This window comes from Aerosakkonema sp. BLCC-F183, from assembly GCF_041929145.1.
Classification (GTDB): Bacteria; Cyanobacteriota; Cyanobacteriia; order Cyanobacteriales; family Aerosakkonemataceae; genus Aerosakkonema.
In genome coordinates this window covers 192,917-209,369 of the sequence record NZ_JBHFNU010000040.1, presented here as the reverse complement: position 1 = coordinate 209,369, position 16,453 = coordinate 192,917, and the positions used below count along the sequence as shown (strand labels likewise).

Genomic DNA, 16,453 nt, shown 5'->3' with positions numbered 1-16,453 from the left:
GGGTTAGGGGCTAGGGATTAGGGCTAGGGCGTCGGGAAAAAGAGGGAGGAGGGAAAAGGGAAAGCGAAAATATTAATTCTTCCGCTCCCCCGCTCCCCCACTCCCCTGCTCCCCCGCTCCCCCTAGCCCCTAATCCCTAACCCCTAATCCCTAGTTAAGCAACTCGCTTACTCTTCATAGCAAGAGGTAAGGGACAAGATGCTACAGCTACTGAAGAAGCTTCCCTACTGCTAAGAGCTTTTGGTTTCTGGGTTTCGGTGTTGCGAACCTTCCAGGCGAGCTCTAACATATTCATCCAGTGCTTTTGCACCTGTTTGAGTGTGATTTTGAGGGTTTTGGCGATTTCCTCGTCCAGTTTGTGGTTCTGTTTGAGGTGCAATATCTGCTGTTGTTGTGGGGAAAGTTGAACAAAGAATGTTTCCCACTGTTGAGAAGACATTCCCAGTTTTTGGTCGATGTCTGCTCCTAACCACTGGTGTACCAGTTTCCAGTGAGATACGCGAGCAAACTTTTCCACATGGTATTTAAAGCGCTGTTGCAGGTAATCGCGTTGCCGAGGTGTCAGACCCAGGATGGTATCAATATCTGGGGCTGCCAAGTCTTGCAGTTTTAAGACTAGGTAATCCAAGCAGTCTGATTGACCTTGGGATTCGAGGTATTGTAGCAGTTCGGCGATGACGCGATCGCGCAATACTTCTTCAGATGGGTCGATGGTATCGGCAATAATTTGCGATCGCAGCTGTTGCATCAGCGATGACTGAATGCTCGTTTGCTCTTGCTCTCCTTTCGGCATTTCCACAGCCTGCTCTATATCCAGAGGAGTTTCGGCTGGTTGGCGTCTGACAAACGCTTGGGCACGCAGAACTATCAGCTGCTGGGTGTTACCCTTTGGCAGGCTGATGCGGCGCTTGGCATAATGTTCGGTGAACGCCATATACTCGGCCAATTCCAACTGGGTGCGAGGTGTGTGGTCACTAGCCAGATCGTTTTCCCGCCGGAAAGCTTTGAGAGACTCGGCGTAAAACTCTTGCAAAAAGTCTTCAATCAGGTTAGTGCGCCCATAAAAGCCCAATTGAGATTGCGGCGGTGCAATGTATCGATAAACCATTGCACTGAGATTGCTGTGGAGTTCAACCCGGCCTTGTCTGGACCCCAAGCGGTAATAGGACAGGCACTTTTGCAAGCGATGGCGTGCCAGAGCGAGCTGCCAAGAGTGGATTTGACCCGAAGTTTGGATGCGGGAACTCTTTTGGCAAACTCGTTCTACTTCCAGCGCCATTCGAGTTGCGACACCCTTAACTTGTCTTCCTTGCGATCCGACTGACGCCGACAGTTCCTCAAGCAATAGCTGGACTAAAGCCTGAGTGTCGAAATTTTCTCCTAAATGTTCCGGAGACTCAAGGTTGCTGGTAGAAGTTGGATTGAGATCGTTGACGGTTGTTAAAGTCATTGTATTACCCCGACTGCGTTTATGAATTACATCGACAGAAAATAAACTTTTTGTAGGTGTCATCACCCGATTGTGTGTTTTAGATGTTGATAATGTGAACGTTTCATAAGGAAGGTTCCATATGTAGTGTGTGTGATAAACTCGGATTGCCAAGAAAGGTTTCCTTTACGCCAGAAAAATTTTATTTGCTGTCTTTTTGCGAGAGACTGTACGGAACCTTGTTCTCAGCGGAAAGCTATTGATGAAATCAATTGGCTATCCATGAGTGGTATTTCAATGGAATAAAATCTGTGGTTGTTGAAAGATTGCGATAATCCGCTCAATATCATTACAGAGTGGCAGAAACAATTTGTAACAACCAGAGCGAATGCTCCTGATGGGGAGTGTATTTCCCGAAAAGCTTAATTAGAGGAGTGGCAGAATCGGAACAGTTTTTGCCGCTTAAATTTTGTATAAACACTATAGACATAACTTTATGGCCTTACCAGCCAGAACTAATGTTGTGAGGTCAAAACCTTTCTTTCCATATCAACAGTTTCCTAGATCTTAGGGTCAGTGTCGATAATGATAAGTTAAGCAGTTTTTTTAGCTGAATTTAATCAAAAGATCGGGTAAAGTCAGGTAAGTTCAGAAAAGTTCAGGAAAGATCGGGAAAAGTCAGGTTATACTGAAAGGGTGGGTTAAGAAAACTGGCGCGAACAGAGAAAGCTAATGGAATTTGAAGAAGCATTAAAAGTTCTAGATGCAGCGGTTTTCGCTAAAAAAAAGGTTCACGTGAGAGACGTTGAAGTAGTGATACTTAAGGGCTCTTGGCAAGGTCAGAAGTATCACGAAATTGCCGCTGCTTCCGGTTACACCGAAACATACCTCAAGCAAGACATTGGGCCAAAATTATGGAAGTTGGTCTCTGAAGCATTAGGAGAAAAAGTCAGTAAAACGAATTTTCAAGCTGCTCTAGAGAGGCGATGGCGAGATTCATTGGGAGAAGCTAAAAAAGACCGGAAAGACCAAAGTCTTGAGGGGGTGGCTGGAGTAACGCCTGAAGCCAAGGGCCAAAAGCCAGCTGATGCTGGGAATTTCTCAGGCTCAGAACAAGAGGAGACAATCAATAATAACAAAGTCATTTTTATTGGGCGGGAAAAAGCGATCGCAGATCTCAACTCCCTAGTCAGACAAGGGGCTAAAATTATACTGATTCAGGGTGAGGGCGGTATAGGCAAGTCGCTGCTATCCTGGGAGTACCTCACATCTGCGGGCTTCGACTTAATTATGGAGACCTGGATGGCAAAGGAGATGCAACAAATCACCAATGCCAAAAGTGTAGTAGAAGAATGGTTAAAGCGACACTTTAACGAGGAGCCCAGTGTTGATTTTGGTGTCACTCTGGAGCGCTTAAGGCAAAAACTGCGAAACCCCTCACAAAGAGTGGGAGTGATAATTGATAACCTCGAACCGGCTTTGGATAAAGATGGCAAATTTATCCCCGCTCACCGCGACTATGTGGAATTATTAAGAGTTTTAGCCGATCGAGGTGGTAACTGCGTTACTTTAATCACCAGTCGGGAGCGGTTGGGAGAATCTGCTGTAAGTTTTCATGACTATCGCTTGCAAGGGTTGGATATAGCTGCGTGGCAAGTGTTTTTCAGCAGCCGCAATATCAACACCGAATCTTCAGTATTGAAGGAGATGCACCAAGCTTACGGAGGTAATGCCAAAGCTATGCACATTATCTCTGGCGCAATTCAAGCAGATTGGGAAGGGGATATTGAGGCTTATTGGCACCAAAATGGACAGAATTTGTTGATTGAAAGAGACTTAAAAGATTTAATTTCCAGTCAGTTCGATCGCCTGCAAGAACACGACCCGGAAGCTTATAAACTTCTCTGTCGTATGGGATGCTATCGCTATCAAGAGGTGCGCTCGGTATTATTGGATGGAGTTCTCCATTTGTTATGGGATATACCGGAGTCACAACGCAGACGAGTTATTCAATCTTTGCGGGAGCGCTCGTTATTGGATTTCTACAAAGGCGAACACTACCTGCATTCCGTAACTAGGGCGGAAGCTAGAATCAGACTAAAAGCGACTGAAGACTGGAAGATAGTTAATCGCAAAGCAGCAGATTTTTGGACAACCGGTGTTACAGTTATCGATACCACAGACGATGCAATCAAAGCTTTGGAAGCTTACTATCACTATATAGATATCGAAGAATTCGATCGCGCTGCCGATGTAATAGTCCTACAGAGAAAACTAAAACAGAGTGACTTGGGAGTGGCGGAGACGCTTTCTAACTCTTGTGGCAGAGTAGGTCTGTTTCAACACATGATTTCTGTCATCACTTTCTTAATTAAGAATATTACGAATGAGTATTCATTGACACACCTTTACAATGAATTGGGTAATATATTGATGCGAGCGGGTGATATACAAAAAGCTATTGAAGCCCACGAAAAGGCTATAGAAATGGCAAAGAGGAGCCAGGAATTAATCTTGCAAAAGGAAAATTCGGAAAAACTAAAATTTGAGCTAGAAAACATAAATATATCGATACTTTTCACAATAAGCAGCAGTAAACTAGCTCTTGGTGAAATTGAAGAAGGAATAAAATCTTATGAAGAGATCGTAACTGTTGCAGAAAATACTAATTTACATTTATATGCAGTAGGTGCTTGGTTAGCCATAGCTGTTTTATATTCGCAATTGAACCCGGAAGAATTTAAAGAAAAAGCCATAAGTTATGAAGAAAAGGCTAAGAAGGGTTACGACGAACTACCAAAGAGTCATTTGAGCGTATGGTTAAAAGCTTATAGCTCGGTCGGTTTCGGTATGATAGGTAGCAACTTGGGAAATTATGAAAAAGCGTTGGAAATGTATCGCGAAGCATTATCATATGCCGAAGAAAGTAACTATATTCAGGTTAAAGGTCAAGCGCTAAATGGTGTAGGAGTAGTTTATCGAAAGCAGCAGAACTTTGAATCGGCGCTCGTTAATCATACAAATGCCATAGAAATATTCAGTAAAATAGGAGCCAAAAGTAGTATTGCTGACGCTTACTATGAAAGGGGATTAACTTATCAAAATATGGGTGCGATCGACAAGAGCAAAACAGATTTTCTAGAAGCAATTCAATTCTACGAAAAGATAGGAGCGCCTAAGCAAGTTGCCAAAGTGAAAAAGGCAATGTCAGAGAATCAAAAATGATACACAGTTACTTTACTTTTTTTCATTTCATTTGCTAAAAACGAACTAAATAGAGGTAAAATCAGCAGATGCGATCGCATTTGCTGGAATACCCACCAGCACAGCTAAAAGTTCGCCGCTGCTAGCTACTTGGACAAAAGTATTGTTAGCATTTACACCCGTTCCCTGAGTAAAATTTAGAGAATTGGGAGTCAAACCACCCTGTAAGCTTAACCGATCCAAACCGTCAGTAAAATCTATAATTGTATCGGTAGCGCCACCGCCGGGAGTCAGTACAAAAGTATCGGCATCGCCGCCACCGACTAAAGTATCTCCACCAGCGCCGCCAATGAGGATATCGTAGCCGCCATTGCCAGCAATCCAATTACTGGCTGGGTTCCCGATAATATAGTCATTGCCTTGGGAACCGATCGCATTTTCTATAATTGTGCCATATGCGATCGCCGTCGCGTAACTATCTGTTGTGTAACTCGTAAAAGACATATCGTTTTCTGCGAAATACGACCCGTTATTCCTAGCACTATCAGTTGTCAGATGACCCCCCTCGTTCATGTCAAAATAGTAATTTTCGTTTGTTGGCAATGCAGAAAAATCCAACAAATCGATGCCACCGCTATCCCAAATAGCCTTCTTTATATCTAAAAAATTACTGCTATCAAAGTTGTACACTGTATCCGTATTATTAAAATTATTAGCACCATAAATATACTGAATAGCACGGATATCATAAGCCATCGGTGTAATAGGAAAAGGGTCGAGCGAAGGGTCATTGTAGCTCATCACTGTATTAATATTATTATCTTCCCAATCAGGAAGATATGGAGGTTCACCCTCGCTGTCTTTGCCATTGTAATTACCGGGATGTTTCAAACCCAAAGTATGACCGATTTCGTGAATTAAAGCTGCGTAGCCGCGACTGCCAGGGCCAGATGAAAAGGCATCAGACCTACCTTCAGCATTGCGGTTTAAATGTACGTCTCCATCAAGATCGTTATAGCCAAGCTCATAAGTATAAGCGTAAAAACCCGGTATATTATCTCCATTGGAAAACATGAATCGGATTTGACCGTGATTCGTACTTGTCTCTGGAACTTCAATAAAATTAAAGGGGAGAATGGGGGCATATAGGTTATAAAAAATATAGCGAATATTATTTTTAATTGCCTCACTCACTTCCCCGATATTTTTTTCTCGGCCTGTGTAGTTCAAAGCGCTAGCCGCTGTAACAAAACTAAATGTCAGCGTGCCACCTTCTGGAACTTTCCACCTAGCAGGAGGATTGTCAATTAAGGCAGCTATAGAGTTGCGATCGAAAAAAAGTGACGAACGGCGTCTTTCCGCATAGCCATAGTTTTGGAAATGTTGAAATGCTGTTTGACCGTTGTTAATACCTGCCGCAATTAAATCAGGATTTTGCGATAAATAATATGTCGGCTCGAACAGCACTAGAGGAGAAGCGCGGCGTCCCTCTGCTAAGCCGAACCTTTGAAAATGCTCAAACGCTTGTTGATTATTAAGACCCGCAGCAACTAAATCTGCATTGTGAGAAAGATAATAATTAACATCAAAAAAAGGTGAAAATTTGCGTCCTTCCCCTAAACCATTTTTTTGCAGATGTTCAAATAGTTGGCTGTCGGAAACAAAAGCAGCCGCTAAATCCGGGTTGTTATATCTATAGAAGAAAAGATCTACTAGCGGCGAAAATATTCTTCCCTCGTCTATACCGCTGTCTTGAAGATGGTTGAATAATTGGGTGTTTGTCGTTAAACCTGCCGCCGCTAAATCAAGGTTGTTTGAGCGATAAAAGTTAAGATTGACTAACGGTGAGAATTGGCGTCCTTCATTTAAGCCATAGTTTTGGAAATGGGAAAATGCTTGTGTATCGTTGAGATTAGCTAAGTCTGGATTGACAGCCCGATAATAATTGACATCAAATAATTGTACGGGCATAGATTATTTCCTGTTGGTGTTTACCTGTTCTAAAATTATTTGTTGTATAGGCAATACCCACCCAAAAACAAAGGTGTTTTTTTTGGGTGAGTATTACCCACTCAAGGATTACTAAACTGAAATGAAATCGGCAGAGTTAATTAATCCGACCGGGACACCCGTCAACACAGCCAAATATTCACGAGTACTAGAAATCCGGATTAAAGTATCGTTGGCATATGCACCAGAACCTTGAGTAATAGTGAGAGCCCCAAACGGCAAAGCAAGCGCTAAACCGATCTTATCCTGACCATCAGTAAAATCAGTAATAACATCAGCCGTTTCCGGAGTCAGTCCGCCATCGCCAGGAGCAAATACAAAAGTATCGGCTCCATCTCCACCAGTTAGTGTATCTTTGCCACGAGCGCCTGTTATCCTGTCATCACTTCCATTGCCTTTAATGTTATTGAACAAACTATTGCCCAAAATGTCATCTTTGCCATTAGACCCTACCAAATTTTCAATCTCAGATCCAAAAGCAACGCTTGTAGAATACAGACTGGTATTATATGGAGTAAGAACAGGAGATCCATCTTCATTAGTTTGATTGTCATCGTCACTGGGAACTAAATAAGTAGCAGTATTAAGAGCAACTTGTTGCGTGTTTTGACCGCCCTCATTCATGTCAAAGTAATAACCCACTTGATCCGGTGGTAAACCCGAAAAATCTAGTGTGTCGATGCCACCGCTGTCCCATATTGTCTGCTTGATACCAAAAAAATTGCCGGCATCAAAATTATATGTTGTATCGTTGCTGTTGAAATAACTGGCACCATACAAGAACTGTAATGCACGAATGTCATAAGACATTAACGTACTTGCCATTGCTCCGTTGTATCGTTCAGGCGAAAAGTTATCAGTCATTACAGTGTTGGTATTATTATCTTTACCAACATTCAGATTTGGCGATGAAACTATCGTTTGTTTTAGACCTAAAGCCCGACCAACATTTTGCAGCAATAATTCGTAAGAAAAAGTTCCTGGCCCAGTTGCGAAATCAATTACACTTTTATCACCATTTAAATGCACATCACCACCCAGACTATCCACAGGGTAGGTGAGAGTATCGTCACCAGGGTCTTTGGGATAGTAAGCGTAAGCTAAGGTATTTTGTGCCTGCTCCCTATTAGAATACATGAACCTGATCTGACCGATATTAGGAGGTCTATCTGTAACCTCAACAAAATTAACTGGAATGTATTGGCTATACAGCTGTAGGATACTGCGGATATTATTCTTAGTTTGGTCATCCAATTCCTTAATGCCTGTTTCTGACCCTTCGTACAAAAAGGCACTGGCAGTAGTCACAAAACTGTATGTGAGTACATTACTTGCCGGAACATTCCATTTAACCGTTGGTTGAAAAAATGTCGTCGGGTCAACGCTTGCTGGTTGAAAGTCTGTTCTGATCAATGCAGCTAAAGCCTGCGGATCGAAGAAAATAGATGAGCGACGACCTTCCTTTAAACCAGAAATTTGAAAGTGTTCAAAAGCTTCTTTGCTGGTCAGTTTTGCTGCTGCCAAGTCCGCGTTGTTATCGAGATAATATACCGGATTGAATAGAAGCGATGGGCGTCTTCCCTCATTCACACCAAAGTTTTGAAAGTGAGCGAACGCCTGCCGATAATTCATCCCGTTTGCACGCAGGTCGTGGTTATTATCTAGGTAGTATCTGACATCGAAAAACTGTGAAAATGAGCGTCCTTCGCCTAATCCATACTTTTGAAAATGGTCGTAAGCATCTCGTCGAGTCAGACCTGCTGTAACCAAGTCTGGGTTTTTATTTAGGTAGTAATCGAGGTCTAAAAAAGGTGAAAATTTTCGCCCTATGTCGGCTATCCCAAAGTTTTGGAAATGTTCCAACAGTTCCGCATCGGTATCTATTCCTGCTGCGACCAAATCAGGATTATTTTGTCGGTAAAATTCCACATCGAACAACTGATCGTTCTGGTTGGTGGGTGTTTCAACAGAGATACCGGAAAGTTGGAATTGCTCGAACAATTGTTGGTTGTCTAGCCCTGCAAAGTTGGGATTGCTAGCTCGGAAGGCATTTAAATCGACTGCTGGAGAGAAGGGACGCCCCTCAGCCAAACCAAAGTTTTTCAAATGCACAAATAATTGTGCGTTATCCAATTGCGCCAGGTCTGGGTTACTGGCTTGATAAAAATCCAGGTCAATGTATGAAGAAGTTTTGCGCCTTTCCGCAACACCTGTACTGAGAAAATGGTTCAATAATTGCTCGTTGTTTAAGTTACCCAATTCGGTGTTGTTGCTGCGATAATAACTTACATCGAAAAATGGCGAATATTTGAAACCTTGCGGTATACCAGTAGTAAGTAAGTGTCGTTCTAATTCTCTGCTGTTCAAATTAGCCAACTCTGGATAGTTAGCTCTATAAAAACTTTCGTCATATATTTCCTGTACGCTAAGTGGTAAAACAACAGGTGGAAACATAAATTTTTCCTAGCAGATACAAAGGTTGGCGTTGATTATCAGCTAGTTGTTAGTTATGTTTAAGCTCACTGTTAACAACTAGCCGATCGCACTATTCTCAAATAGCAGTAAAGTCGCTTTGGGTAATGGCAGCAGATGGAATTCCAGTCACTACAGCCAAGTATTCACCGCTCCTAGCAAGTCGGATGAAAGTGTCATTAGAGTTAGTGCCTGGGGATATCAGGATCTGAGAAAAACTCAAACCTATACCCAAGCCAATTCTATCCTGACCATCCACAAAATCAGTAATAATGTCAGCGTTTTCCGGATTGGGGCTGCCTTGACCGGGAACCACTACAAAAATATCGCTGCCAGCACCACCTGTTAATGTATCTTTACCGATGCCGCTGTTGATGATATCGTTGCCAGCACCGCCTGCAATATTATTGGACAAATTGTTGCCCAATATTTCATCATCGCCGGGAGAACCTACGAGGTTTTCGAGAGAGAAGCCAAACGCAACGGTGGTGCCAAAACTGTTAGTATTCAATGTGATGGGAGCGAGAGGATCGCTGTCAGTGCTGTTTGGGTTGGGAACGACATAGGTTGCGCCGTTAAGGGCAATTTGAGTTGTATTTTGTCCTCCTTCATTCATATCAAAGTAGTAACCGAAGGAAACGGCTGGCAATGCGGAAAAGTCAAATGTATCAATACCGCCGGCATCAAAAATAGTTTGTTTTATGCCATTTCTTCCGCTGAGATCGGTAGGCCCGAAATTGCTGGTATTAAACCTATATGTTGTATCGGTTTCATTTGCATAACCGGCACCGTAAAGGTACTGCAAAGCACGGATATCGTAAGACATAGGTGTGCTTGCAAATGAACCGTTATATGTTTGGGGAGGAGTATTATCGGTCATGACGGTATTTGTATTGTTATCCTTCCCAAAACTGAGAACGGGCTCAAAAACCGTAGCTAGAGTTTGTTTTTTGGGGTTTTGCAGGCCAAGAGCATTACCAATTACTGAGAGCAAAGTTTGGTAGTTATAAGTGCCAGGGCTCTGAGTATAATCAATGGTCGGATTTAAATGTACGTCACCGGCCAAACTGGTACCTGGGTTATCGGAAGGGGGGTTACCATAACCGGGTACACCGCGATTGGCAGCGCCGTCGGAATACATAATCCTGATGCGACCGACATTGGGAGGCGTGTCTGCAACCTCAACCACATTGATGCCGAGAACCTCATCATACTGTCGCATGATATTGCGAACGTTGTTTTTAACTGATTCGGGTACTTCCTTAACGTTGGTCTCCGACCCTTCGTACAAAAAGGCACCGGCTGTGCCAACAAAACTATAGGTGAGAGTGCCATTAGCTGGGATGTCCCCCCATTCGCGCACGTTTTGAAGCCAGTTAGGTAACGCTACTATGGGTACGGCGGGGTTTACTCTCAGGTCTAAAGCGTCGCCGGTTTGGTTTACGGCCAAAGGAAATAGTAGGGGGCCAATATCTTCTGGCTCGAATAAAATTGATGCCGATCGCGCTTCGACAAAACCCCTATTCTGAAAATGTACAAACGCATCCTTAAAACTCATTCCTATGGCAGCCAAGTCCGGGTTGTTATCGAGATAATAAACAGGATTAAATAGAATCGATGGGCGGCGTCCCTCATTTACACCAAAATTTTGAAAGTGAGAAAACGCTTGGCCGTAATCCATACCTGTTGCACGCAAATCGGCATTATTATCCAAATAGTATCGGACATCAAAAAATTGCGAAAACGGACGTCCCTCATCCAATCCGTAACGTTGAAAATGCTCGAATGCTTCCCGCCTAGTCAGACCTGCTGTCACCAAATCTGGGTTGTTAGCTAGGTAGTAGTCCAGGTCTAGAAATGGTGAAAATTTTCTGCCTGCATCGTCCAGACCGAAGTTTTGGAAGTGTTCCAACAATTGCGTATCGGTAACTATTCCTTCCTCTACCAAGTCAGGGTTATTGGTGCGATAAAAATCCGGGTCAAAAAACTGCGTAACAGCAGAACCTCCGCCGCTTCCCCCACTTATACCAGAAGTTACCAAGATATCGAATAAATCTCTATTACTCAGATTGGCATAATCTGGATTGCTATTTCGATAGACATTGAGATCGATGACCGGCGAGAAGATTCGTCCCTCAGCTAGCCCAAAGTTTTGGAAATGTTCAAACAATTGCTCGTTGCTCAAACCTGCCAAATCAGGGTTACTATTTCGGTACAAATTCAAATCGAAGAACTGTGAAAAAGCCAGTCCTCCCGGCACGCCAACGTCTTGCAAGTCTTGCCACAATTGTCTATTACTGAGAGTATCCGCTTTACCGTTGGCAACTCGATAGTAATTAAGATCGAAGAATGGGGAAATGGAACGACCTTGATCCAGACCTTCGGTAATCAATTGTTCCACTAATTGTTTGTCGCTCAGTCCAGCTAAGTCTCGATTTCTAGAACGATAAAAATCTAGATCGAAGAATGATGAAGAAGGGCGTCCCTCTTTTAAACCGAAGGATTGGAAGTGTTCCCACAATTGTTTGTTGTTCAGTCCACCCAAGTCTCGGTTGGCATCTCGGTAGAAATCCAAATCAAAGTAGCGAGAGAAAGTACGTCCCTGCGGCAAACCAATAAATTGGAATTGCTCGAATAATTGTCTATTACTCAAATTAGACAAGCTGGGGTTTTTAGATTTATAGTAGTTGATATCAAAGAACAGCGAGGCAGAAAGACCCTGCTCTATCCCAGTAGTAAGGAAGCTTTCTAGCAATCCTTGATTAGTAGTGATATTACTTGTTAATTCAGAGTTTCTAGCCCGGTATATATCGAAATCAAAATACGGCGAAAATTCACGTCCCTGCCCCATACCGGAAAGCTGAAAATGCTCGTACAATTGTCGATAATTCAGCCCTTGCAAATCCGGGTTATTATTTCGATAGTAATTAATATCGAATACTGGTGAGAAGGGACGAAAACCCTCAGAAACACCGAAATTTTTGAATTGTCGAAACAAATCTATGTTATCGAAACCAGCTAAATCGGAGTTGGCGGCTCGATAGAAATTTATATCGAAAAATTGGGAAAAATTGCGACCGTTGGCCAGCCCGCTGTTGAGAAAATGATCTACTAACTGCCTATTGGTAGTTAAAGTACTTAAGTCTGGATTGGCAAGCTTGTAGAAATTTGCATCGAAGTAGGGCGAAAACCTTCGCCCTTGATTTATGCCGAAATTTAGGAATTGTTGGTATAAATCCCGACTGTTTAAATAATTCAAGTCTGGATTATTAGCTCGATAAAAATTCTCATCGTATAGTTCTTGTATGCTTAAGGGTGAAGTAGCAGCTGTAGGCATAGTTTTTTCCTGCAAATACAAACTGGTATTAAGTCCGTTTAGCGACTTTACTTAACCTATGTTGTTGATTTTTCGTTGTTCCATTGTGTAGGTTACTGCGATCGCATAACCATTCCAAATGGAACAACTTGACAGATAACACAACTTTTCAACTTTTGTCCAACTCTACTGAGAATTCTCTTGCAAAGAAGCAGGCGGATATGCCAACTTATTTCTAAACAAACGTGAAATCAGCATTAGTGATAGCGAAAGATGGCACGCCAGTAAGTACAGCTAAGTATTCTCCGCTGCTGGCAACTTGGATAATAGTATCGTTGGGGTTAGTGCCGGGAGTAATACGTAGGCGATCGAATCTCAAACCAGCGCTTAGACCGATCGAATCTTCTCCATCCGTGAAATCGGTAATCACATCAGTCGAGCCCGGATTTGGCCCTCCATCGCCTGGAGCCAATACAAATATATCAGCTCCAGGGCCACCATTTATGATATCTGCACCACGGGCACCTGTAATCACATCGTTCCCCGGCCCTCCTGCAATGTTATTGGAAATATTATTTCCCAATATTTCATCATCTCCCTGAGAACCGACTAGATTTTCCAAAGTGAAACCAAAACCAATAGTTGTGCCAAAACTATTCGTAGTGAATATACCCTGAGCCGTGGAAGTTGTATAGGTAGAACCGTTGAGCGCCAGTTGTGTGGTGTTGTAACCTCCCTCATTCATGTTGAAGTAATAACCGAATAAAGTCGAGGGTAATGCTGAAAAATCAAATGTGTCAATTCCGCCTGTATCCCAGATTGTGATTTTTACTCCATTTTGCCCATTTGACTCATTTGCGCCAATAAAATTGTTGACATTAAACTGATAGTTCGTGTCACCTTCATTCAAACTACTGAAACCGTACAGTAACTGCAAAGCGCGGATATCATAGGCCATCGGTGTGCTGGCAAAAGAGCCATTGTAATTACCGGGAAAAAAGCTGTAACCCATCACAGTGTTGCTATCGTTATCCTTGCCCGCAGCTAGAGGTGGGTTACCCTCAAAAGGATGTTGCAAACCTAGTGCATGACCGATTTCGTGCAGTAAAACTTCATAGCTGAAACTACCGGCACCACTAGAAAAATCGATCAGACTTCTGTTAGGATTCAAATGTACGTCGCCAGCAAGATTACCTGTAGAGTCGGTGGGGTCGCCGGGGTAGTAGGCATAGGCCAGAACGTTTCCTTCTCGCGATTGATCGCGTGGCCCGTTGGAAAACATGAACCGTAGCTGCCCGACGTTGGGAGGTCTGTCTGAAACTTCAACTAAATCGAAGGGCAGTATGTTGTCGTAAAGTTGCAGGATGTTGCGAATATTGTTCTTAATTTGTGGGCTTAATTCCGCCACGCCAGATTCCTGCCCTTCGTACAAAGGGGCGCTGGCAGAGGTGACAAAGCTATATGTGAGTACCCCATCGGCGGGGATGTTCCATTTAAATTGGGGGATAACGGACTGAGGGGCAGCTATGAGGTCTGGAATGGTTTCCAGAATAAAGGGCTCGATCGATCTGGGATCGAAGTATACTGATGACGATCGCCTCTCGTCGATACCGAAGGTTTGAAAGTGTTCAAAAGCTTGTCTGTTTGTATATCCGGCTCTTTTTAAGTCCTGGTTATTGTCTAAGTAATATACCGGATCGAATATCAGGGAGGAACGGCGTCCCTCATTCAAACCAATGTTGACAAAATGATCGAATGCTTGCCGAGGAGTTAAACCTGCCGCTCTTAAGTCAGGTTGGTTAGCTAAGTAGTAATTAACATCAATGAAGGGTGAAAATCTGCGCCCTTCATCCAAACCGCGAGTTTGAAAATGATTGAACAATTCTTCATTGTCCAAACCTGCTAAAACTAAGTCGGGATTGCTTTCTCGGTAGTAGTTGATATCGAAAAATGGCGAAAATCTTCTTCCTTCTGTTATGCCAATATTTAGAAAATGCTCTGTTAATTCCTCGTTAGTGTAATTAGCATTGTCCAAGTCTTGGTTATTTGCTCGGTAAAAGTTGACATCAAATAAAGGTAAAAACGAGCGCCCATCGTTTATGCCAGCAGTGAGAAATTGTACGAATAATTCTTTGTTGTCGAATCCGCCCAGATCGGGGTTATTCTGTCGATAATAATTGAGATCGATTAAAGGTGAAAATCTTCTTCCTTCGTAAATACCATAATTTATCAGATGTTCGAGTAATTGGTTATTGTCTAAACCTGCTAGATCGGCGTAGCTTTGCTTATATAAATTTAGATCGACTACGGGCGAGAAAGGTCGCCCTTGGAAAAGACCTTCGTTGAAAAACTGCTGTACTAATTCCTGGCTTCCCAACGACCCTGTTACATCTGTGTTGTTAGTCCGATAATATGCAAAGTCAACAAACGGTGAAAATCTGAGCCTGGATGGAATTGCCACACCTGTTAGCAATCCATCTGCTTCTAACAAACCATATGTTAATAGGTGATTTAAGGCTTCATCATCGCTAAGCTGAGCTAAGTCTGGATTATTTAGGCGATAGTAATTAGCGTCAAATATTTGTTTTAGGGTTAAGCGAGTATCTGCGTTAGCCATGATTTCTCTACCTTTTTAAAACTAATCAAACCTGTAGATTTGTTGCACCCATAGAATACCAAGTTGCGATCGAATGTTGAATATTCTCGTTCCAGAAGGGAAAGAAGGCGAGAGAAATATACTTGTAAGAATGCAACTTGGTATAACGCTACATAGATTAAGTTACCTTTGAGAGTTAGCGCAGTCACCGACAGACATAGCCTATCTCAAAAGTGGGAGTTAGAGTTCCAAGTTAACGTAGCGATCTGATAGAGCTAAATTTATTTATACCAGACCGCTTGACAAGGACGCCGATTAGAATATTAAGCTTTTACCGAGGTAATCCGCAAGCTCAAGTTGCATTTGAAATATTTTTCTTGGCGCGTTGAGCGCGGGCATCGGCTGAAGCCATCACTTCAGCCATGTTTTCTATCATTTCACCTGGGTGATTTTCTAAGACTCTGGTGGAAAGAGAAATACGACTTTTTCCTTCATCTAAATCGACTATGACTGCTTTAATGGGCTGACCGACCTGAAACAGATTTGGCAGCGATTCAATGTAGGTTTGACTGATTTGTTTGATGTGGAGCAGACCGGTAGTACCTCCCAAATCGACGAATAAGCCGAAGGGTTTGATACCGCTAATTTTACCTTCTACTAGCTGTCCCAGTTCCATTTCGCTAAAGCGAGCGGATTGACTGGCTAAGCGCTGGGAAAGAACGAGTTTTTCGCGATCGCGATCGAGTTCCAAAAAGCTGGCAGTTAAGGGTTGACCGATCAGTTCTTCCAGCTTGTCTTTATCTATTAAGTGACTGCGCGGAATAAAACCCCGTACCCCCTTAACATCGACAGTGACACCACCTTTATTTACACCGCTGACTTTAACTTGAATTGTTTGACCGCTATCTTGCATTTCGGCCAGCTTATCCCAAGTTTGCTTAATTTGTAGCTGCTTTAAAGAAAGGGTAATTTGTCCGTCTGCATCTTGCTCGCGGATGATTAAAAATTCGCGTTCTTCCCCTAATGGTAAAAATTCCGACAAAGTGGTCGATTTTTTGAAGATAATCTCTTGCGTGGGGAGAAAAGCGGAGGATTTAGCACCAATGTCTATATACACACCATCGCTGGCGTATTCAAACGCCTTGCCGCGTACCACCTGCCCTTTTTCAAAGTTGTAGTCGTGTGTTTCGAGGGCTTTGGCAAAATCATCCATAGAAAAGGATGAGTTATTGGCTTGAGAAGGCGTCGATTTGGGTTTCATCTTTCTTTTCGATCTAGGTAAATTTTGATTTAGTTGCTGGCGCGGCAGGGTTGATGGCACGGCTGATAGTGTAGTTTAACGATCGCACTGCTTGACTGACGATCGATCGCCTTGATGCGATCGCTAAACCTGTTTTTGCTATGACCAAATTCCCACAGCAGCTAC

At 42.9% G+C, this 16,453-nt stretch carries 8 protein-coding genes; 1 reads left to right on the top strand and 7 read right to left on the bottom strand.

Annotation, left to right across the window (positions count from 1 at the left end; all coding sequences use genetic code 11):
- Positions 1 to 154: 154 nt before the first annotated feature.
- Positions 155 to 1,450, bottom strand: a complete 1,296-nt coding sequence (locus ACE1CD_RS10385; protein WP_374823750.1) for a HetZ-related protein — start codon at positions 1,448 to 1,450, stop codon at positions 155 to 157.
- Between the two features lie 711 nt (positions 1,451 to 2,161).
- Between ACE1CD_RS10385 and ACE1CD_RS10380 the strand changes: the two genes are divergently transcribed.
- A complete protein-coding gene (locus tag ACE1CD_RS10380; RefSeq protein WP_374796538.1) occupies positions 2,162 to 4,654 on the top strand; it encodes a tetratricopeptide repeat protein in 2,493 nt (830 codons plus the stop codon).
- A 45-nt stretch (positions 4,655 to 4,699) separates the two neighbouring features.
- Here the strand turns inward: ACE1CD_RS10380 and ACE1CD_RS10375 are convergent, their stop codons facing one another.
- The 6 genes from ACE1CD_RS10375 to ACE1CD_RS10350 form a co-directional block, all read right to left on the bottom strand.
- Positions 4,700 to 6,604: a M10 family metallopeptidase C-terminal domain-containing protein gene (locus ACE1CD_RS10375; RefSeq protein WP_374796540.1), complete on the bottom strand. Its 1,905-nt coding sequence runs from the start codon at positions 6,602 to 6,604 to the stop codon at positions 4,700 to 4,702.
- A gap of 111 nt (positions 6,605 to 6,715) precedes the next feature.
- Positions 6,716 to 9,097: a M10 family metallopeptidase gene (locus ACE1CD_RS10370; protein ID WP_374823724.1), complete on the bottom strand. Its 2,382-nt coding sequence runs from the start codon at positions 9,095 to 9,097 to the stop codon at positions 6,716 to 6,718.
- A gap of 97 nt (positions 9,098 to 9,194) precedes the next feature.
- Complete coding sequence (locus ACE1CD_RS10365; RefSeq protein WP_374823721.1) at positions 9,195 to 12,452, bottom strand: M10 family metallopeptidase; 3,258 nt, start codon at positions 12,450 to 12,452, stop codon at positions 9,195 to 9,197.
- Between the two features lie 214 nt (positions 12,453 to 12,666).
- A complete protein-coding gene (locus tag ACE1CD_RS10360; RefSeq protein ID WP_374823718.1) occupies positions 12,667 to 15,048 on the bottom strand; it encodes a M10 family metallopeptidase in 2,382 nt (793 codons plus the stop codon).
- 331 nt (positions 15,049 to 15,379) lie between these two features.
- On the bottom strand, positions 15,380 to 16,288 hold the full coding sequence (locus tag ACE1CD_RS10355; protein ID WP_374796548.1) for a S1 RNA-binding domain-containing protein: 909 nt from the start codon (positions 16,286 to 16,288) through the stop codon (positions 15,380 to 15,382).
- Positions 16,289 to 16,301: 13 nt separating this feature from the next.
- Complete coding sequence (locus ACE1CD_RS10350) at positions 16,302 to 16,436, bottom strand: hypothetical protein (protein WP_374796550.1); 135 nt, start codon at positions 16,434 to 16,436, stop codon at positions 16,302 to 16,304.
- Between the last annotated feature and the right edge of the window lie 17 nt (positions 16,437 to 16,453).